We start from the raw sequence: 20,406 nt of genomic DNA, 5'->3' as shown, positions 1-20,406 counted from the left end.
GATTATTTCCTTGAAGCTATTGGGGAGCGGCCACGGCCGAAATCGGCCGGCCGGCACCGACATTGCGTACCATTGCCGAAAGAGAGGAGCGCACGGCCTCGTAGCCGTGCTCGCGCATGGCATTTTCATAATCGTTGACGGCAGCCGCCTGGGGTTTGCCGTGGCGGCGGGCGGCGGCGATCTGCGGCACGAGAAGGCCGGTATCGTAGAGCGCGGTATTGCCGCCCAGGGCGCGAAAATAGGTCATGGCGTGGATGGCGTCGCCAAGCAGGGTGACCGGTCCCGTCTGCCAAATGGCGCCGGGCGTCGAACTCTTCACCTTGAGGAAGGCGACGGTAGAGGGATCGGTATGCCGGATAAGCTTCAGGATGCGTTCGTCCCAATGTGGGATACGGGCGAGAAGCACCTCGAGCAATGCAGCGCCGTCCAGCTTTTCCAAGGCTTCGTCCGGTCCGAGCTCGCCGGTGTCGTAGGCCGTGTTCCACCAGGCATAGCTGGTGGTGTTGTTGAAGTGGAAGCCGGGGATACTCAAATGGCTCGGGTCCTCGGTGCCAATCAGGCCATGGCGCGCGTAAGCAGCCGGATTGACCCGGTGGCTGGTGATCATCAGCGTGCGGCCTCCGCGCGGGCGGATATGGGTGTTGAAATCGGTGAGCAGCGGCGAGATGCCATGGCGTTCGGCGTCCCTGAGCGCGATCTTTCCTGCGAGACGACGTACGCCGGTATCGATGCTGGTGAGATCAGGCAGGAGCTGGCGTCGCACCGCCGATCCCGCCCCGTCGGCACCGACCAGCAGATTGGCGCGCACTGCCGAGCCGTCGGCAAAATGAGCGATCACCGTGCCATCCGGCTGAAGAGCGTATCGTTCAAAACGTTTGCCGGTTTGAACGATATCGTCGAGGCCGGAAAGCAGGATCTGTCGCAGCGTGATGCGGCTTACGGATTTTTCGATATGCGTATCTTCCGGCTCCCCGCTGCCACGCCCCGTGTCGTCCAGCCGATTAAACTGCTCGTCGAGTACAAGATTTTCCGTTGGCGCAAGGCCGAGCGTATCGAGAAAGGCGTCGTACAGATGCGGCGGCAGGTTGGCCTGAAGCGCGTCGATGCCGCGTTGGCGGATACGCATGCGAAAGCCCTGCACATAGTCGGCGTGGACCGGATCGCGCTCGAAGACGGCGGCATCGATGCCGTTTTTCTTGAGGCCCTGAGCCAGGGCGAGGCCTCCAGGGCCGCCGCCGATGATGACGATGTCGACGAAGGGAATACTCATGGGTTCTATCCAACCAGGGCCGCTTCGGCGGCGAGATAATCTGACACGAAGGCCTCGACGCTTCGCGGTGGTCGCCCCAGGATCGAGGCGACGAGATTCGTCGTAACGGCCGCGCGGCCGGCGGCGATGAGGGTGGCGAATTGCGCGACGGCCCGATGTTCAAAATCAGTATCGGAAGGGCCGATGGCAGGCCGCTTCTCGATCGCCGTGACCCGTCGCCCAAGCGCTGTCGCGATGAGGCTGGCGATCTGCCGCGGCATCTTCACGTCAGGGCCGGTCAGGTTGAGCGCGTCGGCGTCGGCGATACGGTCGGCGATCCTGTCGGCGAGAAGAAGATGGACGGCGACATCGGCTATGTCGCGGGCATCGATATATCCGACGCCGGCATCAAGGTTCGCGGCGGTGAGGGGATTGCCGGCCAGGACGTGTTTGATGGTGTTGGCAAGCGACACCTGCATCCACGCATTTGGACGAAGGGAAACCGATTCAATCGAAAGGCGGCGGAGGTGTTGCTCGACGGCCGCGTGGGCGTCACCGGAAATCGAGACGCCGGGCGGATCGATCGTCCAGTCCGAACCCGAAATCTTGACGATGCGCTGCACGCCCGCCGCCTCAGCGGCGTTGGCGACGGCGATCTGGTCCGCCGCCAGCCGCTCACTGATCGGTGACAGGAGGAGAAGCCGCCCGACGCCCCGGAGGGCGGCATCGAGCGAGTAGCGGTCGGCAAATTCGCCGGCGGCGATCTGGACGATGGCGCCGAACAGATTGCGTGCCGTTTCCGGTCGGCGGGTGAGGATCCGGACCGGCCGGTTCTGCGCGACGAGCCGTTCGACGATAAGCTGGCCCAGCCTGCCGGTCGCGCCTGTGACGAGGACCCGGCTCATGCGGCGGCCCGCCGGTTTGCAGCTTCCAATGGCCTGCTGTCGATCCAGGTCGAAACATTGAAGTCGGCGGGAATGAAGCCCCATTCGAGCAGGAAATTCTTGAAATGGTCGAAGGCGGCGATCTGGTCTGCATCCAGCGAGAGCGTCAAGTGCTTGTGCACGTCGGGGCCATTTGCCGCCCAGACCGCATCTTCGCCAACGCCGATCTCATTGGCGATCAAGCGTACCGCATCTCCCGGATTGGCCTCAGCCCACGCCGCCACGCCGCGGATGGTTTCGACAAGCTCGGTCACGAGGTCGAAATGCTCGTCGAGGAAGCGCGCATCGACCGTCAGGGGCCGCGGCGTGCCATTGTTGATGCGAATCTTCGCGTCGGGATGGAAGCCGAACTCCGAGACGACGACGGCGCCGATCTGGTTGGCAAGCACGATGCCTTCCGCACCCTTGACGAAAAAGGCGTCGATGTCGCCGCGGGCAAGGGCCAGAAGTTCGTCGCCATAAGGGTAACGGCGCTTCAGGCCGAGAAAGGCGGTGTTGCCCCGCTCGATCAGGTTGGCCTCGGTGCTGTCGAGATAGACGAGTTTGACGTCATCGTGCGTCAGGCCATCGAGCGAAAGCGCCGAAACAATCCCTTTCAGAGCCGTGGCTCGCTGGAAATCGACGATCTTCTCGTCCGGCTTGCGCGGCACGCCGAGGCGACGGCCCTTCAAGTCGGCACCGGTCTTTATGCCGGATGAGGGGAGCGCGATGATCGCCTGGAACTCATCGGTGCTGGTGATGCCGATGACGCGGGTCTCGCGTCCGCCGGAACGCGCCCAGATCGGCGGGATGTTGCCCCCCTGCCGGAAAGAGTAGTCGAGCGCATGGGTGAAATGGCTCTGACGAACGACGGGGTCCTTGCTGTCGCGGATCGAGCGGACAATGACCCCGGAGGATTCGAACTGCCGGTCGATCCAGCCGAGCTGGTGGGCGATGGAGAGGGGCGTCGGCGCCGGGCAGCGCGTGTACCAGACGGAGGAGAGAAAAGACATGATGGCTCCTAACCGCGGCCGACGACGGCGAGGCGGGGTTGTGGGTGAGGGCGCACCGGCACCGGTTCGAGCACGACCGCGGGTGCAGCGGCGTGCCGGCCGAGCGCGGCCTTGGCGAGCATGGTGCGGATAAGGTTGTTCTGGGGCGCATGGGCCTTGCCGGACAACGCATCCCGGTGATGCCGCTCCAGTGGGTTGTCGCGGCTGATCCCGGGATTGCCGCCGAGTTCCAGTGCCAGCGTGGTGACGGCGATGGCGTTTTCCATGACGGTATGTTTGACCGCCGCCGCATCCGCACCGAACGGCCGTCCTGCATCGAAATCCTCGGCGATCGAGCGGAGCAGGCGGCGGTTCGCCGTCAGCCAGACCTCGATCTGGCCGAGGCCGTCCTGAATTCGGGGTACTGTCGAGAGGGGAGCGCCAAGGCTTGCCGGCGCCCTTGATGTGGTGAATTCGATCAGCCAGTCGCGGGCGCCTCGGGCGGCGCCGTCATAGATCGCCGGGACGAGGCTGAAATACCAGGCGCCTAGGCGTTCGTCACGTTTGATGCCCTCACTGGCCGGCGCGATGTCGAGCACATCCTCCAGCGGGATTGCCACATCGTCGAGGATCAGGTCGTCGCTGTTGGTGGCGCGCATGCCGGTGGCGTTCCAGGTCTTTTCCACTCGGATGCCATCGGCACTGGTCGGCACCAGGAATGAACCGAGGCGCGGCTCCGGCTCGTCGGTAATGGCGAGCACGGAGACCCAGCGCAGCAGCGGAATGCCGGTCGCATAGGTCTTGTGGCCGGTGATCCGCCATTCGTTGCCGACCCTGCGGGCAACGGTTTCCGGTGGCGTGCCGTGCGAAGGCGAGCCGACGCGGGGCTCCACCTGCGCGGCATTGATCAATGCCACGCCTTCACGATTGGCTTTGGTTACCCGCTCGACCAGATGTTTCGGCCATTTGCCCGAAGCGCGGATCGAATAGTGCTGGTTATAATGCATGGAGAGCACCAGCGCGGTGGAAGGCTCGCCGCGGGCGATGGCGGAAACGACCGCAAGCGCTTCGGTCAGTCCTCCGCCGAGGCCGCCATGTTCGACCGCTGTCACGAGCCCAAGAAGGCCGGCTTCGTGAAGGGCATCGAAATTGGCGAAAGGAAATTCGCCCGTGTCGTCATAATGCCGCGCGGTAAGCGCGAAGCGTTTCCCCAGTTCCTCGGCTTTGGCAATCAGCGGTGCGAAATCGATCGAAGCGGTCATAAAGTTCTCCGATCAGGCGACGGCACGGGTTTCGAGCAGTGCCCAGGGACGATGATCGACCCAGGCGTCGATATCGAAATTGGAGGCGAGGAAGCCCCATTCGTGCAGAAAATCCTTGTAGTGGCCGATCGCTTCGACCAGCTCAGGCTCGAGCCCGATACCCAGATGCTTGTGGAGGTCCGGTCCGTTGGCGGAGGCGACGACCTCTTCCGACGCGCCCACCTCGCGGGCAACGAAGCGGCGCACGTCGTCCGGATGGCTCTCCGCCCAGGCGCTGGCGCGCTTTAAGGTTTCGATAAGCTTTGCCACGAGATCCGGCCGGTCTTCGGCAAACCGTTCATCGACGGTGAGGATGCGCGGCGAGCCGGAATTGATGCGGATCTTCGGGTCGGGGTGGAAGCCGAATTCGGCGACCGTGTGGGTCGCGAAGAGGTTGGCGACACCGATGCCGGGCGTGCCTTTCACGTAGATCGCGTCCACCTCGCCGCGCAGCAGGGCGGCGATTTCCGGCCCGTAGGCCTGCCGGTTGCGCAGGCCGTAGAGCTGCGGGCCTTCACGATTGTCGAGTACCGAGTCGGGAAGCGCAAGATCGACGATCTCCACGTCCTGGTGGGCGAGGCCTTCCAGCGAAAGTGCGGAGACCAGGCCTTTCAGCGCGGTGGCGGCCATGAAATCGACGATGCCGGGCGGACGGCGGGTGATGCCGAAACGGCGACCGACGAGATCCCTCGTCGTTCTGATACCGGTGCCGGGCAGGGTAATGATCGCCTGGAACTCGTCTGTCCAGGTAATGCCGACGAGGCGCGTCGGATTGCCCTCCGAACGGGCTCGGATCGGCGGGACATTGCCGCCGTGGCGGAAGGAATAGTCGAGGTGATGATCGAAATGGCTGGACCGGATGTTCCGGTCCTTGCTGTCGATGATCGAGTTGAGGGTGATTCCCTCCCTGGCGAAGGTTTCGTCCAACAGACCGAGCTGGGTCGCGAGACCCACCGGAGTGGGCACGGGGCAGCGCGTGTACCAGATTTGAGAAATGGCGTTGCGAATGGTCATCGTATCCTCCTATGCCTCGTCCGCGTCTTCAGGCCTGCGGAAGCCTTTTTCTCCCAATCGCAGCAAACGAGTGCGTTCTTGCCTCTCGCTCGCGAAACGTGGGAGATAATTGCGATTATCGACCAATATTGAGCATTAACGAAAACCTGATTTCGAAAAATGATTGTTATCTGGTTTTATTTTGCGCAAACAGATTTGACAAAGCCTATAGAATTAGTCAACTATCAAAATTACCGGATACCAAAATCGATGTTTCCGGAAGCTTTGAGCTGCTCCGTGCAGCTATCTTGAACCTGAGAGGCGGAGCACGATGCCGGCGCTGCTGAGAATTGCACGAACACTGCGACGCACGCTGTTGCAGGCGATCCCGACCGTGCTTGGGATCGTCATCCTGAATTTCTTTCTGCTGCAGCTGGCACCCGGTGACGCGGCCGACGTGATGGCCGGCGAGGCGGGATCGGCGACGGCGGAAAGCATGGCGGCACTGCGCTCGCGCTTCGGCCTCGACAATCCCGTGCTCGTGCAGCTCGGGCACTATCTCAACAATCTCGCGCATTTCAGCCTTGGATTTTCGCCGCGCTACGGCATGCCGGTCGCCGACCTGATCGCCCAGCGCCTGCCGGGCACGCTGACCTTGATGGCGCTCGCGCTGACCATCGCCATCCTGCTCGGCGTCGTCCTCGGTTCGCTGATGGCAAGCTTCGCCGGCCGTATTCCGGATCGCTTGCTGTCGATCTTTTCGCTGCTTTTCTATTCGATCCCGAGCTTCTGGATCGGCCTGATGCTGATCGTCTTCTTCTCGGTGAAGCTCGGCTGGTTGCCGAGCGGCGGCGCCGGGACGATCGGTTCGCGGCTGACCGGTGTGCCGGCAATCCTCGACAAGGCGCGCTACATGGTGCTGCCGGCGACGTCGCTCGCGCTGTTCTACGTGGCGATCTATGCCCGGCTGACGCGCGCTTCGATGCTGGAGGTCAAGAACCAGGATTTCGTGCGCACCGCCTATGCCAAGGGGCTGACGCCTTTCGGCGTCACCGCACGGCATATCCTGCGCAATGCGCTGATCCCGATCACCACCATGGCCGGCATGCATATCGGCGGCATGCTGGGTGGCGCGGTAGTGGTCGAGACGGTCTATAGCTGGCCGGGACTCGGTCGGCTCGCTTTCGAGGCTGTCATGGGCCGGGACTTCACAGTGTTGCTCGGCATCCTGCTTTTGTCTTCGCTTCTCGTCATCATCGCCAATGCCGCCGTGGATATCATCCACGCCTGGCTCGACCCCCGTATTGGAGCCCGCTGATGTCCACGACCGATGTCGGAAACTTTCGCAGCCTTGTGGCCGAACGCGAGGCGACCGCCGAGCCGGAAACGGTTGCCGCGAGTGCTGCGGCGAACGGGCCGGCTTGGTCCAACATGAAAGCACCCGATGCCCGCTCGCAGCAGAGCGCGGCGGTTGCGGTGACCAACGGGCGGCGGGCGCTGAAGGTCTTTCTGTCGAACCCGAACGCCTTGTTCGGCACGGGTTTCCTTGCCTTCGTCATCCTCGTCGCTCTTACCGCCCCGATCCTTTATCCGGACGATCCCCTGTCCATGGTGGGCCGCCCGTTCCTGTGGCCGGGGCAGAACTCCGCCTATCCGCTCGGCACGGATTCGCTCGGTCGCGACGTGCTTGCCGGTATCCTGCATGGTTCGCGCATTTCATTGTTCGTCGGGCTCATGGCAACGGCGCTGGGGCTGACGTTCGGCGTCCTGGTTGGCTCGACGGCGGGTTATTTCGGCGGCTGGATTGACGATCTCCTGGTTCGGCTTATCGAAATCTTCCAGACGCTGCCGAGCTTCGTGCTGCTGGTCGTGCTGGTGGCGATCGCTCAGCCCTCGGCGACAACGGTGACGTTGGCGATTGCCGTGATCTCGTGGCCGACGGTCGCCCGGTTGACCCGCGCCGAATTCCGCGCCATCCGCGAGAAGGATTTCGTCATGGCGGCCCGCAGCCTCGGCTACGGCCATGCCCGCATCATCTTCCGGGAGATCCTGCCAAACGCGCTGCCGCCGATCATCGTCACCTCGTCGGTCATGGTGGCGACGGCAATTCTCATGGAATCGGCGCTTTCCTTCATGGGGCTTGGCGATCCGAACGTGGTGAGCTGGGGTTCCATGATCGGTACCGGTCGCGAGCTTGTCCGGACGGCATGGTATCTGACCGCGCTGCCGGGACTGGCAATCGTGTTCACCGTCCTCGCCCTCAATCTTATCGGCGACGGCTTGAACGACGCACTCAATCCCCGTTTCTCGCAGGATCGTTGAGACCATGGCCCCGCTGCTTCAAGTCGATAATCTGACCATCCGCTTTCCCCGTGCAGAACCGGTCCGCAATCTGTCATTCGAAATCGAGCAGGGGGAGACGCTGGCGATCGTCGGCGAATCCGGCTCTGGCAAATCGCTGACGGCGCTGGCGCTGATGCAGCTTCTTCCACGCGCCGCAAAGATCGCCAATGGCCGCATTACGTTCGGCGGGCGCGACCTCACCAAGCTCGATGCGCGCGAGATGCGGCATCTGCGTGGCCGTGAGATCGCCATGATCTTCCAGGAGCCTATGACCAGCCTCAATCCGGTCATGACCATCGGCCGGCAGATTGGCGAGGTGCTGAAGGTGCACGAAAAACTGTCGGGCAAGGCGGCGCGCGAACGGGCGATCGAGCTTTTGAGGCTGGTGCGCATTCCGGCGCCCGAAAAGCGGGTCGACGATTATCCGCATCAGCTCTCCGGCGGCATGCGCCAGCGTGTGATGATCGCGATCGCGGTTGCCTGCAAACCGAAGCTGCTGATCGCCGACGAACCGACCACGGCGCTCGACGTGACCATCCAAGCCCAGGTTCTCGACCTGCTCGACACGCTGCGGCGAGAGCTGCAGATGGCTGTCGTGCTGATCACCCATGACCTCGGCGTGGTAGCGCAATGGGCCGACAAGGTGGTCGTCATGTATGCCGGCCGCAAGGTGGAGCAGGCGCTGCCGGGCGATCTTTTCAACGATCCGCTGCATCCTTATACGCGCGGCCTGCTCGCCGCCTCACCGCGACTGAAGCACGATTTTCATTATCGTGACGGTGCGCTCACCGAAATTCCCGGCTCGATCGTCTCGGCGGTCGGTGAAGCGGGCTGTCCATTCCGGCCACGATGCAATCAGGCGCGCGCCAGCTGCAGCCATCACGTGCCTCAGCTCATCGTTCCGGCCGCAGACCGGCTGGTTGCCTGCCCTTTTACGACATCCATCAAGGCCGTGCCCCATGCCGCTGCTTTCAGTCTCTGATCTCAAGACCCACTACAAGAGCCGGGACGGCCTGTTGCGTGCCGTCGACGGTATCGATCTCGTCGTCGAACGTGGCGAGACAGTCGGGCTGGTCGGCGAGAGCGGCTGTGGCAAGTCCACGCTCGGCAAAACGGTGCTCAGACTGGTCGACCCGACGGCAGGCCGCATCGAGTTCAAGGGCGAGGATATCACCGTGCTCGACCAGCGAAACCTGCAGCGGGTTCGCAGATCGATCCAGATGATTTTCCAGGATCCGTATGCCTCTCTCAATCCGCGCCAGACCATCGGTGAAATCCTCGAAGCGCCGCTTGTCGTCCACAAGGTCGGGGATCGCACCGAACGGCGGCAGATCATCGCCAATATCGTTGCCAAGGTCGGGTTGCCTGCGGAATCCATCAATCGTTATCCTCATGAATTTTCCGGCGGCCAGCGTCAGCGCATCGGCATCGCACGGGCGCTGCTGCTCAATCCCGAACTGATCGTCTGCGACGAGCCCGTCTCAGCGCTCGACCTCTCCATCCAGGCGCAGATCCTCAACCTGCTCGTCGAGATGAAGAAAGAATTCGGCCTTTCCTACCTCTTCATCAGCCATGACCTTTCGGTGGTGCGCTATTTCGCGGACCGGGTTATGGTCATGTATCTCGGGCGGATCGTGGAGAGCGCCGATAACGCGACACTCTGGTCCGATCCGCGGCATCCCTATACGCGGGCGCTGATGGAGGCAGTGCCGGATCCGTCGCGGCCACGCCAGGCAGCCCCTCTCGGCGGTGACCTGCCAAGCCCCAGCGACATTCCTTCGGGCTGTCGGTTCCACACCCGTTGCCCGCTCGCGACAGATCTCTGTCGCGCCGACGAACCCGAATTCCGCGCCATCGCACCCGGCCATCAGGTCGCGTGTCATTTCGCGGACCGCATCAACTGAAAACAAGGGAGTTTTTGAATGGTTGACTATCGCTATCTGGGGCGCAGTGCCCTGAAGGTATCGCCGCTGACGCTGGGAGCCATGATGTTCGGCAACCAGACGCCGGACGACGTCGCTTTCCGCATCATCGATAAGGCGCATGAACAGGGTATCAACTTCATCGATACCGCCGACGTCTATCATGACGGCAAGTCGGAGCAGGTGGTCGGGCGCGGCATCAAGAAGAACCGCGACAGCTGGGTGGTGGCGACCAAGTTCGTCAACTCCCACAACAAGGGTCCGAACCTCGGCGGTTATTCCCGCAAGTGGGTCTATCAGACGGTCGAGAATTCGCTACGCAATCTCGATACCGACTATATCGACATCCTCTACTTTCACCGCGCCGTCTTCGACGCACCCCTGGACGAGCCGGTTCGGGCGATCGCCGATCTGATCAAAGCCGGCAAGCTGCGTTATTTCGGCGTGTCGAACTTCCGCGGCTGGCGTATCGCGGAGGTCGCCCATCTTGCCGACCAGCTCGGCATCGACCGGCCGATCGCCAGCCAGCCGCTCTACAACATCGTCAACCGGACCGCTGAAGCCGAGCAACTGCCGGCCGCTGCCGCATATGGTCTTGGGGTCGTTTCCTACAGCCCGCTGGCGCGCGGTGTTCTCACCGGCAAATATAATGTCGGAGAAGCCCCGGCCGCCGATACCCGTGCAGGTCGCGGCGACAAACGCATGCATGACGTCGAGTTCCGAGAGGAATCGATCGGCATCGCCAAGCAGATCGCGGCGCATGCGCAGGCCAAGGGCATTTCGCCTGCCGATTTCGCGTTGGCCTGGGTGCTCAACAACACGTTGATCACTTCGGCGATCGCCGGCCCACGCACCGAGGAGCAGTGGGACGCCTATATCCGCGCACTCGACGTGAAGCTCGATGCGGAGGATGAAGCGCTCGTCGACCGGCTGGTCGCGACCGGCCATCCGTCCACGCCGGGCTTCACGGATCCGGGTCATCCGGTCGAAGGTCGCGTACCCCGCTCGGTCGCCGCATCCGGCGAAGTCGTTCCGCTCGCCCGTCCCCAGCGCGTTGCCTGATCGGGAACTGTGCCCAATTGACGGACACAATTCTTTAAAAGAAGCCCCGGATTCGGTCCGGGGCTTTGTCGTCGGCCAAGGTCTATTCGGCCGCTTGAGCTTGCGCCTCTCGAACCTCAAGCAGACGCCTGGCATTGCCGCCGGCCACAAGGCGTGCTTCCGCTTCGCTCAGACCTGCCTCGGTGAGGCTGGCGGTCAGGCTCTTTCTATCGAGTGCCGCCAGGATCGGCCAGTCGGTGCCCGCCAGCACCCTTTCTGCGCCAAAGAAACCGGTCAGCGTGCGGATGATGGCCGGGTCGTGCCCCATCGTGTCGAAATAGATGTTCGGGCGCTTGCCTGCCGCTCTTTCCGCGCGACCATAAATGCCGCCGCGTGCCGCCTGAACGATCGCGCCGAGGCCGAGGGTCGCAAAGATGAGGTGAAGGTCCGGCAGGTCGTCGAGCAGCGACGATTGAATGACCGACAGGAAGGCGACACCATTCATCAGGCCGCGGCCAAGGGAATTGCCGAGCGTACCGGCGCCTGCGATCAGCACCTGCGAATTCGGATGGGCGACCGGGTGTACGAAGACGGGCACCTTGTAGCGTGCGGCAACTTCGAGGGTGGGCCTGACAGACGGATCGCTCAGGAATTTGCCGTCGCGCGAGGAATCGATCACCAGGCCCGACAGGGCGAGTTCGCCGATTGCGCGTTCGGCTTCGCGCGCACCCTCTTCGCCGCTGAACGCGTCGGTGACGGCAAAGCCGACCAGCGACGGATCGTAATGGGAGACGGTGGCAAGCCAGTTATTTGCCTCGCGAACCGCGGCAGGATCGACGGCCCCCTCGGCACCGAACAGACTTTCGATCGTGGCAGTGACAATCGCGAGCGATATTCCAGCCGCCTGGAATTCGTCCACCAGCGCCTGCGGCGTGGTGATCTTGCGATAAAGATCGGGGGCAAAGCCGCCTGCGGGTTTGGCATATTGGCCGCCAGGTCCCCAGGCCGGCGGCCAGAGATGCGTATGAATATCGACGATATCGAGCGGCGTGGTCATTCTGCAGCTACCTTCCTGGCTTCGCGTTCGGCAATCCCCGCTTTCACGAGCGGCACCACATCGCGGCCGTAAGTGACGGTGTCTTCCGTCGGATAGAAGCCGCGCACGAGAAAGTTCGAGACGCCGGCGTCGTAATAGTCGAGGATCGCATCGGCCACCTGTTCGGGCGTCCCGACCAGTGCGGTAGAATTGCCGCCGGCGCCGCTTGCTTCTGCAACCTCGGTCCAAAGCCGCTTGTCGAGCACCTTGCCGCGTTTGGCTGCTTCGCGCAGACGCACCGAGCCGACATTCGAGGGCAGCTTTTCGCCATTGCCGCCGGCCACGCGGGCGACTTGCGATTTCACCTTTTGCAGGATATCGGCGGCTTTTTCCCAGGCCGTGTCCTCCGTCTTGGCAACAACGGTCCGGAAGGCGAGCGTGAAGCGGATGTCGCTCGCCGTGCGGCCGTTGGCAACGGCTGCGGCTCGCACCTTGGCGATCGTCTCGCGCGCGCCGTCCAGCGGTTCGCCCCAGAGAGCGTAGATATCGGCATGCTTGCCGGCGACCGCGATCGCGGCATCGGAGGAACCGCCGAAGGAGATCGGGATGCGCGGCTTCTGGTATGGCTTCACCTGGCTGAAGGCGCCCTTGAACTTATAGAAGCGGCCTTCGTGGTCGAAGGGCTGGTCGCTTTCCCAGACCTTCTTCAGCACCGTCAGATATTCGTCGGTGCGGGCGTAACGGGTATCGTGGTCCTCGAAATCGCCGTCGCGAGCCTGGTCGGCCTCCGAGCCGCCGGTGATGATATGGACCCAGACACGCCCTTCGGAAAACTGGTCGAGGGTGGCGAGCTGACGGGCGCCGAGCGTCGGCGCCATCAGGCCGGGTCGGTGGGCAAGGAGCGCGCCGATGCGTTCCGTCTGGCTGAAGACGTAAGACGCGATCTGGTTGTTGTCCGGCCATTGCGCGAACTGGCCAATCAGCAGCCGATCGATGCCGGCGGCTTCCGCAGCCTGAACGTGGTTGCGGATATAGGCCTTGTCGATGACCGGGCCGGAGGCGGGGACGATGTCGGACCCTTCCCGGTTGGACGTGTGGCCGATGAATTCGGGGTGCATCAATAAGCTCCTGAACGCGATCCAGTTTGGTGACCAAGCTGCGGCTGAACCGGAGTTCGAGCGGCTTGGTCGGTTCGCTTTAGTCTATTTCGTTGATAGACTTTGTCGATTGCGTTTTGCGAAGCTATCTTGGGAAGGATTTCCAATCGACGGGCGTTCCGTGGGATTTCCTTCGTGTGTTGAGCGGCAGGCTCGTTCAAGCCGGAACATCCGTCCTGTTTGGAGGACGGCATTCGTGCTGAGGTTAAATTTGCGGCGAGGGACGGCGTTTTGTCGGGCTCGCGCGAAAAATTCTCCAAAAGGCGGGAAAAACCTCCGCCTTTTTCCATTTCTCCATATCGCTTTAGAAATCCAGTATCTCGATAAAGTTAGTAGATTTTATATTCTCAAAGTAACCACGCTCGATCGGGTGTTGGACGAAATCCAGGTCGTTCCTGCTTGATGAATGGCTGCTTTGGGGGATATTTCATGACGATCAAAACCGCTCGTGTGCTGACGCCGACACGCCGCGCCTTCCTGCTTTCCACTGTGGCGCTTGCGGCTGCGGCCGCCGTTCCGCATATGTCCCAGGCACAGGACGAGACACCGCGCGGCGGCAGCGTTTCGATCAATATCGGCACCGAGCCTCCGGTTCTGGTGCTCATCGCCCATAGCGCGGGTGCCGCCTATTACATCAGCGGCAAGGCGACCGAGAGCCTCTTGACCTATGACCGCGGGTTCAATCCGCAGCCGCTTCTGGCGACCGAATGGAAAGTCAGCGAGGATGGCCTGCGCTACTGGTTCAAGCTCAGGCAGGGCGTGCGGTGGCACGACGGCAAGGATTTCACCGCCGAGGACGTGGCCTTTTCCATTCTCGCACTGAAGGAAAACCATCCACGCGGTCGGGCGACTTTCGCCTCTGTCCAGAAAGCCAACGTGCTCAACTCCCATGAGGTCGAGCTCCTTCTGTCCAAGCCGGCGCCCTATCTCCTCAGCGCCTTCGCCAGCTTCGAGGCGCCGATCGTGCCGAAGCATCTCTACGAAGGCACGAAGGTTGCCGAAAACCCGCACAACGTTGCGCCGGTCGGCACGGGACCCTACAAATTCGTCGAGTGGGTGCGCGGCAGCCATGCGCTCTTCGTCCGCAACGAAGATTACTGGGGCTCGCCGAAGCCTTATCTCGACCAGATCATCTTCCGCTTCATCATCGATCCGGCCGCTGCTGTGGCGGCGATCGAAACCGGTGAAGTGCAAGTCTCGACCGCCAATCTGCCGCTGACGGATATCGACCGCCTGAAGGCCAATCCGAACCTGGTCGTCGACACCACGCCGGCCGCCTATTCGCCGAGCATTGCCCGCGCCGAGTTCAACCTGGAAAACAAGTATCTCGCCGACATCAAAGTGCGTCACGCGATCGCCCATGCGGTGGACAAGGATTTCATCGTCAACACGGTCTATCTCGGTTACGCGACGCGGCTCGACGGGCCGGTGAGCCCGGACCTCGCGAAATTCTACAATCCCGATCTGCCGAAATACGAGTTCAATCCGGCAAAGGCGAACCAACTCCTGGATGAAGCCGGTTATAAGCGCGGCGCCGACGGGTTCCGCTTCAAGCTCTTCATCGATCCGACCCAGCCGTCTGGTCCTCCCAAGCAGACGGCTGAATATTTCGCCCAGGCGCTCGGTAAGGTCGGCATCAAGGTTGAGCTTCGCAGCCAGGACTTCGCGACCTTCGTGAAGCGGATCTTCACCGATCGCGATTTCGACATCGCCATCGAAGGTATGAGCAACCTTTACGATCCGACGGTCGGTGTCCAGCGGCTCTACTGGTCGAAGAATTTCAAGCCCGGCGTGCCCTTCACCAACGGCTCGAAATATTTCAACCCCGAGGTCGACCGTCTGCTCGAGACGGCCGCCGTTGAGGTCGATCCGAAGAAGCGGCAGCAACTGTTCAACGATTTCCAGAAGCTCGTCGTGCAGGATCTGCCGACGCTCGACATCGTCACGCCTTCGGTGATCACCGTCTACGACAAGCGGGTGAAGAACCTCAAGATCGGTGTCGAGGACCTCTGGAGCAACGGCGCCGACATCTATCTCGAGGGATGATCGATCATCGAGGCGGCCGGGTTTTCTCCCGGCCCCATGCCTTTTTCTGCGTTTTCGGAGACAATCGCTTGAGCATCGCCAAATTGCAGACCACCAGAAGCCCGACGCGCGCGGAGCTTCTCGCGCGCGTCGCCGCTTTCGCCGCCGAAATCGCCAGGGGCGCCGCGCAGCGTGATCTCGACCGCGAATTGCCCTTCGAAGCCTTCCGGCTGTTTCGCGAACTGGGTCTCGGCACCTTGCGCATTCCGGTAGCACTTGGCGGACCGGGCGGCTCGGTGGCCGACTATATCGAAATGATCGCGGCGATCGGTGCAGCCGATTCCAACGTGGCGCACGCTCTGCGCTCGCATTTCAACTATGTCGAGAACGTTATCCTCAGCGAACCACGGGAGCGGGATTCCGGTGCGGTCGAGCTGATCCTCGCCGGAAAACTGTTCGGCGGTGCCCATACGGAGCAGGGAACCGCACGACCGGGGCAGGTGACGACGACGATCGTGCGCCAAGGCGACACCTATCGCCTCAACGGCCGCAAATGGTATGCCACCGGCACAGCCTTTGCAGATTTTGCGTCTTTCAGCGCTCTGGACGAAGAGGGGCAGACGGTCGGTGTTCTCCTGCCGGTCGATCGCGAGGGTATCAAGATCCTCGACGACTGGGACGGCATGGGCCAGCGCCTGACGGCGAGTGGCGGCGTTCTTCTGGAAAATGTCGAAGTGTTCCCGCATGAGTTCGCGACGCGGGGCCTCGACAATCTCGTCGGCCGGCACTGTTCGGCGCTGCGTCAATTGCATCTGGCAGCAAGTGCGGCTGGAGCGGTTCGCAACGTGCTGACGGACGGGCTTGCCTATGTGCGCCGGCAGGCGCGTTCGGCGGCACACAGCGTGGCGGAAACAGCAAACCAGGATCCGTTCGTACAGCAGGTGATCGGCGAGATAGCCGCCAATTCCTTCGCGATCGATACGGCCGTCGCGGCCGCCGCCGTGGCTCTCGATCGGACCGTGGCTGCCTTCGGCAAAGGCGACGAAGCAGAGATCGAGGAGGCCCTGGTCGCAAGCGCGCTGGCGACGGCACGCACCCAGCTCGTGCTCGGCCAGCTCGGCCCCCGCAGCGCCGAACGCATGTTCGAACTCGGCGGCGGCTCGGCGACCTCCCGCAACAACAATTTCGACCGTCACTGGCGCAATATCCGCACTGTCCTCAACCACAATCCGCTTCTGCATAAGTCGAGGGTGGTCGGCGATTATCTCATCAACGGTACGACGACGCATCTCAAGGAAGGAAGGGTGTTCTGAAATTGACTTCGGCGCGGTTGCAATAAGTCCTGGAGGTTTACATGTTCCCGACCCTGATCTTGCCCGGTCTCAACGGCTCGCCCGAAGGACACTGGCAGCGCCATTGGGCAACGGAGCACTCCAGCGCCTCGATCGTCGAGCAGCAGGATTGGAACTGTCCCGTCATCGAGGATTGGCAGGCGGAGCTGGACAGGGCGCTTTCGGTGGTGGAAGGCGCCTTCCTCGTTGCGCATAGCCTCGGATGCCTGCTGGCGGCGAGCTATGCCGGACGCGGCAATGTGGAGAAGATACGCGGTGCCTTACTTGTCGCACCGTGCTCCCTGGAAGTGACTTTGCGGCGTCATCCCTGCATGATCGAGTTCGGGTATGAACCGCTTGCCCGGCTTCCCTTTCCAAGCCTCGTCATAGGCAGTCTGAACGATCCCTATATGAGCATGCCGGATCTCGAACGCCATGTCCGTGGCTGGGGCAGCGATCTGGCAACGATCGGGTTTGCTGGACACATCAACATCGCAAGTGGTTTCGGGCGCTGGCCCGAGGGTTATTCCTTTTTCAACAGGTTGAAAGGGGGAAGATCGGATGCCCACTCAAAGGGAACCAGTGCGGCGCATACCGATCGGGCCACGGTCAACACCGTCGATGGCGGCCGCCTCCCGGTGACTTAGGTTATCAAACTCCAGAAGCCGTGCTTTTTACCGTGCCGGTCCTTCAGTCCCGCGACATACGCGTCGTGAGATTCGACGCTGCCGAAGTCGTCGACATGCGGGGCAAGCGATGCGCATGCCATAAGATGCTGCGCCGCATAGCGATTGCGGCTCGACCGCGCTCTGTCGAGCGTGAAGTCGATCATCGAACGCAGAACGATCGTTGCTGCAAGTGGGTGTTTCTGCGCCAGAGCGTCCGCTGCCGCCGTCATCAGCTCATAGAGATCGCCATCGAGTTCCGCCTTGCGCTTCAACACGAGCCTGGCTGCCTCGCCAACCGCTGGCCAGCGCAGGAAAAAAGTAAGGGCTCGATGGACCTCCGGAAAAGCCTGGGCATAAGCGAACGCCTTTTCTTCGGCCTCCATGTCGTCGAAGTCCGGCAGCCGGCGGATAAACGCGCGCAAGTGTACGTCGTTCAGCGAGTGCTCAAACCACTTCCATCGATCCGCTTGGGCTTCGTCCGCGCGTCCCAGGGCTTCGAGCACCTCGCTGCGGGCAAGCTGCCATTCGATCGGAGTGTCGGCATGGCCTCGTTCATCGATGGCGTCCAGCGTTTCGAGCGCTTCGGCGGCTCGTCCCGCGGAAAGCAGCCGGCGGGCGATGTCCGTTGCCACCAAGGGCGACCGGCGGGTCTTTTCCGGCTGCTGGGCGATATACGCATCCACGTCGCCCTGGGCATCGGCGATTTCCTGCAAGGCGATCCGTACCAGCAGTTCCTGGTGATTGCCGTAGACCTGGTCTTCGTAGATCGGCCCATTGCTGCTCCAGCCGATGACGCGGCGATCGCTCTCGGCGATTTTGTCCTCAGGCTCCTTCGGCCACTGCCCCAACAGGACCTTGAGTCGTTCAAGACCGTCTCCGCCGAGCGCAGGCGCCATAACGGCAATCAGCGGATCATACTGGCCATAGCCGTTGTTCAGCACCGCTGCGAAGATCTTGTCGGCAAGGGCGTCCTTCTCGACGCCTGAAGACTTCGCGATCGCGCCGGCATCCGCGCACGCGTCGTGAAAGCTCTCGATGATCGAGCCGCTGCCGTCGTCGGATCTCTCAAACACCGGATCGGCAAGCGCCAGGAATTGCCAGATAAGCTCCAAGGCCTCCTTCGGATCGTCGCGGGCAACGACATCGACGATCGTCTTCCGCTGCGTTTCCAGGTCCGTCTTGAGCCCCTTCACCTTGCGCCAGTTTATAAAGGTTCGGGAACGGCCGATGCTTGCGAGCCGTTTGCGCACTTCGCGGGCGACCTCGGCGCTGCTGTGGTTGCCGGCAAGCTCCATGCGAAGCCGTCGTTTGTTTGCCGCACTGCCGGTGCTGATCTCGATCAGCAATTCGGCCAGGCGCGGCGCGCCGAGTGCTTCCAGGTTCTTCGCGTTGAGTGTGGTCTTGGCTGCCATCGATTTCCGCTGTCGTTTGCACCCAACACTAGCCTCGCGGTCGATTGGCGCAAGACGGCTTGGCGTGGCCGACAGATTTTTAGACACTTGAGAAAAGGCATACGGCCGTTTAGCTCAGAAGCAGGGATCACAGCACCATGGCTTACCCGGTCACTTGCCGCCGGCGAGGTCGAAGGCGGGGACCACGTCTCCTTCCGTGCGGAACAATCGTTCCAGTTCCGCCAGATCCGGGCAGACCGGGACAGACTGCAGAAAAGCCGGGTCCATCTCGGCATTGGGGAGCGCGATGACCGCTGCGGCAAGCAGCGTCGTCCCTGCCTCGATCTGTCCACGGAGCTGGGGAAGAAGTGTCTTTGCGTGAATGAGATTGGTATTGGCGATCGGGCTCATGGCATGGCCGTCCCGCCTGAAGGCAGGTGAGAGGTCGATGATTGCACTTGTGTCGGTCTGACCATACCACGCCGCCAGGCCTTCGCCTCGGCTGGCGATATCGGCCTGGAAATCGGCCTGTTCAATGGCAAAGCCGCCCTCCGTCGTTTGCAGGGCACGGGGCGTGACAATGCGGTGGACACGGATATGCCAGGGATTGGCCGGCACCAGCCAGGTCTCCACTGTGACATCGCTCCAGGGCTTCCAGCGGGAGTAGAGCCTGTCGCCGGCGATCAGCGCCTGCTCGAGCGTCTCGCGCATGCGGAAATGCACGCCGTTGTCGGAGAGGCCCAGGATGCCGTCAAAACTTGCCGCGGCAAAATGTCGATCGTTGGCCTCGATGTTGAAGGCATAGCGGGTGGAATAGACGAACTTCGAGTATTTCTCGTGGGCGCCGCGCATCCTGTCGTGCTGCTGCCCGGAGGCGAGAACGACCACGTTGCCGGGCGTATGCATGGCAACCATGCCGGGTTCCTTGAGTGGTACAGGATCCGCAAAGGAGGGTGCTGGCGCTTCTTCTGCCACCCAGAACGGATGGTCGGCGGGCAGAGCCAGGGGCAGAAAGAATTTCAGCGCCCAGTAGGGCGATCCGGCCGAGTTGTAGCTCTCGCTCATCAGGAGATTGGGATAACCGTAGCCGATCGACAGAACCCCGTCCCGGTCGGCGATCGGAAGCTTCGACCACCAGCGGATATGGCGCATGTAGTAGCCCTTGATCTCGGCCCAGGGCAGGGCCTCGACGCCCGCAAATGCCAATGCGCCCCAGAAGCCGCCTGCCGCAAACCGGTATGTCTGGCTGCGCCCGAAGGCGAGGGCGGCGCCATCCGGGCCGAACCAGTGGCGGATATTCTGCGCAAAGACACGGGCACGCTCGCGATAGGCATCGCCGCGCATGGTGTCGCCCTTCGCCAGAACCGAATAGATCAGCGCATAAAAATGCAGGGCGAAGGGGATATAGTGATCGACGCGCTTGACCGGCCCGTCGCGATACCAGCCTTCGCCCAACCGGAAGGCCTCGGTCTCGTCGAGATATTTCTCCGTCATGGATCGGTCGAAGCTTATGCCGACGCGTGTCAGGCCGAGATCGATGAGAACTCGGAAGAATTTCCAGTTGTTGTCGATGAATTCCTTGTCACGGGCCGACAGGAGGTAGGCTGCGACGGTTCTCTTCTCTCCTTCGCCAAGTGGATCCCAGATGTGTTCGGGCACCATGGCAAGCGCAAAACCGACCGCCGCCAGTTCCACCTGACGCTGGTCGCGGTCGGAAATGTCGCCCCAATATTCCGGATGAGACGGATCGGTGCCGTTTGCGAGACCGCGGCGGTAGAGGTCCCAATGCGGGAAATCATGGCCTCCGGCTGCGAGCGGTACGATCCCCCAGAGCGGTCGGGCAAAACCTTCAAGGTCGGCCGCGGCACGATCGAAATGCGCGCCGGTCGCGCTCAGGCGGACCCGTGCGCCGCCTTCGGAAAAATAAGGAAGAAGCGGTTTGAAGAGATCCAGCACCGCCTTGCCAAGATCGTCTCGGGAAAGAAGAGGGTTTCCCCAAAGGGGATTGGCTCGGACTGGGTCGTAGATCACGGG

17 protein-coding genes are annotated in these 20,406 nt (G+C 62.3%); 8 read left to right on the top strand and 9 right to left on the bottom strand.

Features of this window, described 5'->3' with window-relative positions; translation table 11 throughout:
* Nucleotides 1–16: 16 nt before the first annotated feature.
* From AC1D3C_RS00935 to AC1D3C_RS00915, 5 genes are read right to left on the bottom strand one after another with little or no spacing between them, the layout of a single operon-like run.
* Nucleotides 17–1,270 (bottom strand): FAD-dependent oxidoreductase, encoded by a 1,254-nt coding sequence (locus tag AC1D3C_RS00935; protein WP_477481576.1) that lies wholly within the window; start codon nt 1,268–1,270, stop codon nt 17–19.
* A gap of 5 nt (nt 1,271–1,275) precedes the next feature.
* Nucleotides 1,276–2,154 (bottom strand): NmrA family NAD(P)-binding protein, encoded by an 879-nt coding sequence (locus tag AC1D3C_RS00930; protein WP_477481575.1) that lies wholly within the window; start codon nt 2,152–2,154, stop codon nt 1,276–1,278.
* Complete coding sequence (locus AC1D3C_RS00925; protein ID WP_477481574.1) at nt 2,151–3,185, bottom strand: ABC transporter substrate-binding protein; 1,035 nt, start codon at nt 3,183–3,185, stop codon at nt 2,151–2,153. The genes AC1D3C_RS00930 and AC1D3C_RS00925 overlap by 4 nt, the downstream gene beginning before the upstream one ends.
* Before the next feature lie 8 nt (nt 3,186–3,193).
* On the bottom strand, nt 3,194–4,426 hold the full coding sequence (locus AC1D3C_RS00920; RefSeq protein WP_477481573.1) for an acyl-CoA dehydrogenase family protein: 1,233 nt from the start codon (nt 4,424–4,426) through the stop codon (nt 3,194–3,196).
* A 12-nt stretch (nt 4,427–4,438) separates the two neighbouring features.
* Entirely contained in the window at nt 4,439–5,479 is a 1,041-nt protein-coding gene (locus AC1D3C_RS00915) for an ABC transporter substrate-binding protein (RefSeq protein ID WP_477481572.1), read from the bottom strand.
* A 310-nt stretch (nt 5,480–5,789) separates the two neighbouring features.
* Between AC1D3C_RS00915 and AC1D3C_RS00910 the strand changes: the two genes are divergently transcribed.
* Genes AC1D3C_RS00910 through AC1D3C_RS00890 form a run of 5 tightly spaced genes read left to right on the top strand, consistent with a single transcriptional unit; the run spans nt 5,790 to nt 10,785 of the window.
* The gene (locus AC1D3C_RS00910; protein WP_247031227.1) at nt 5,790–6,776 is read left to right on the top strand and encodes an ABC transporter permease; all 987 of its coding nucleotides are present in this window, start codon (nt 5,790–5,792) and stop codon (nt 6,774–6,776) included.
* A complete protein-coding gene (locus AC1D3C_RS00905; RefSeq protein WP_040125544.1) occupies nt 6,776–7,780 on the top strand; it encodes an ABC transporter permease in 1,005 nt (334 codons plus the stop codon). Before AC1D3C_RS00910 ends, AC1D3C_RS00905 begins: the two co-directional genes overlap by 1 nt.
* Before the next feature lie 4 nt (nt 7,781–7,784).
* Nucleotides 7,785–8,783, top strand: a complete 999-nt coding sequence (locus AC1D3C_RS00900) for an ABC transporter ATP-binding protein (protein WP_477481571.1) — start codon at nt 7,785–7,787, stop codon at nt 8,781–8,783.
* Nucleotides 8,761–9,705: an ABC transporter ATP-binding protein gene (locus AC1D3C_RS00895; RefSeq protein ID WP_040125542.1), complete on the top strand. Its 945-nt coding sequence runs from the start codon at nt 8,761–8,763 to the stop codon at nt 9,703–9,705. Before AC1D3C_RS00900 ends, AC1D3C_RS00895 begins: the two co-directional genes overlap by 23 nt.
* Before the next feature lie 18 nt (nt 9,706–9,723).
* Complete coding sequence (locus tag AC1D3C_RS00890) at nt 9,724–10,785, top strand: aldo/keto reductase (RefSeq protein WP_040125541.1); 1,062 nt, start codon at nt 9,724–9,726, stop codon at nt 10,783–10,785.
* 82 nt (nt 10,786–10,867) lie between these two features.
* Here the strand turns inward: AC1D3C_RS00890 and AC1D3C_RS00885 are convergent, their stop codons facing one another.
* Together AC1D3C_RS00885 and AC1D3C_RS00880 are read right to left on the bottom strand one after the other, a co-directional pair.
* Nucleotides 10,868–11,821 carry an amidohydrolase family protein gene (locus AC1D3C_RS00885; RefSeq protein ID WP_040125540.1) on the bottom strand — a complete coding sequence of 318 codons (954 nt, stop codon included), beginning with the start codon at nt 11,819–11,821 and terminating at the stop codon, nt 10,868–10,870.
* A complete protein-coding gene (locus AC1D3C_RS00880) occupies nt 11,818–12,918 on the bottom strand; it encodes an LLM class flavin-dependent oxidoreductase (RefSeq protein WP_040125539.1) in 1,101 nt (366 codons plus the stop codon). The genes AC1D3C_RS00885 and AC1D3C_RS00880 overlap by 4 nt, the downstream gene beginning before the upstream one ends.
* A gap of 468 nt (nt 12,919–13,386) precedes the next feature.
* Between AC1D3C_RS00880 and AC1D3C_RS00875 the strand changes: the two genes are divergently transcribed.
* The 3 genes from AC1D3C_RS00875 to AC1D3C_RS00865 all read left to right on the top strand — a co-directional run bounded on the left by AC1D3C_RS00875 (nt 13,387) and on the right by AC1D3C_RS00865 (nt 16,960).
* Nucleotides 13,387–15,003 (top strand): ABC transporter substrate-binding protein, encoded by a 1,617-nt coding sequence (locus tag AC1D3C_RS00875; RefSeq protein ID WP_040125538.1) that lies wholly within the window; start codon nt 13,387–13,389, stop codon nt 15,001–15,003.
* Nucleotides 15,004–15,071: 68 nt separating this feature from the next.
* Nucleotides 15,072–16,295: an acyl-CoA dehydrogenase family protein gene (locus AC1D3C_RS00870; RefSeq protein ID WP_477481570.1), complete on the top strand. Its 1,224-nt coding sequence runs from the start codon at nt 15,072–15,074 to the stop codon at nt 16,293–16,295.
* Between the two features lie 41 nt (nt 16,296–16,336).
* Nucleotides 16,337–16,960 (top strand): RBBP9/YdeN family alpha/beta hydrolase, encoded by a 624-nt coding sequence (locus AC1D3C_RS00865; protein WP_477481569.1) that lies wholly within the window; start codon nt 16,337–16,339, stop codon nt 16,958–16,960.
* On the opposite strand, the gene AC1D3C_RS00860 is transcribed toward AC1D3C_RS00865, so the two are convergent.
* Nucleotides 16,957–18,393 carry a DUF6880 family protein gene (locus AC1D3C_RS00860; RefSeq protein ID WP_477481568.1) on the bottom strand — a complete coding sequence of 479 codons (1,437 nt, stop codon included), beginning with the start codon at nt 18,391–18,393 and terminating at the stop codon, nt 16,957–16,959. The two genes, AC1D3C_RS00865 and AC1D3C_RS00860, sit on opposite strands and share 4 nt — an antisense overlap.
* 150 nt (nt 18,394–18,543) lie before the next feature.
* A complete protein-coding gene (locus tag AC1D3C_RS00855; RefSeq protein WP_477481567.1) occupies nt 18,544–20,403 on the bottom strand; it encodes a DUF2264 domain-containing protein in 1,860 nt (619 codons plus the stop codon).
* Nucleotides 20,404–20,406 lie beyond the last annotated feature (3 nt).

This window comes from Neorhizobium sp. P1_A6, from assembly GCF_056406795.1.
Note: the sequence above shows the minus strand (reverse complement) of the source record. Positions and strands in the feature narration are given on the sequence as shown.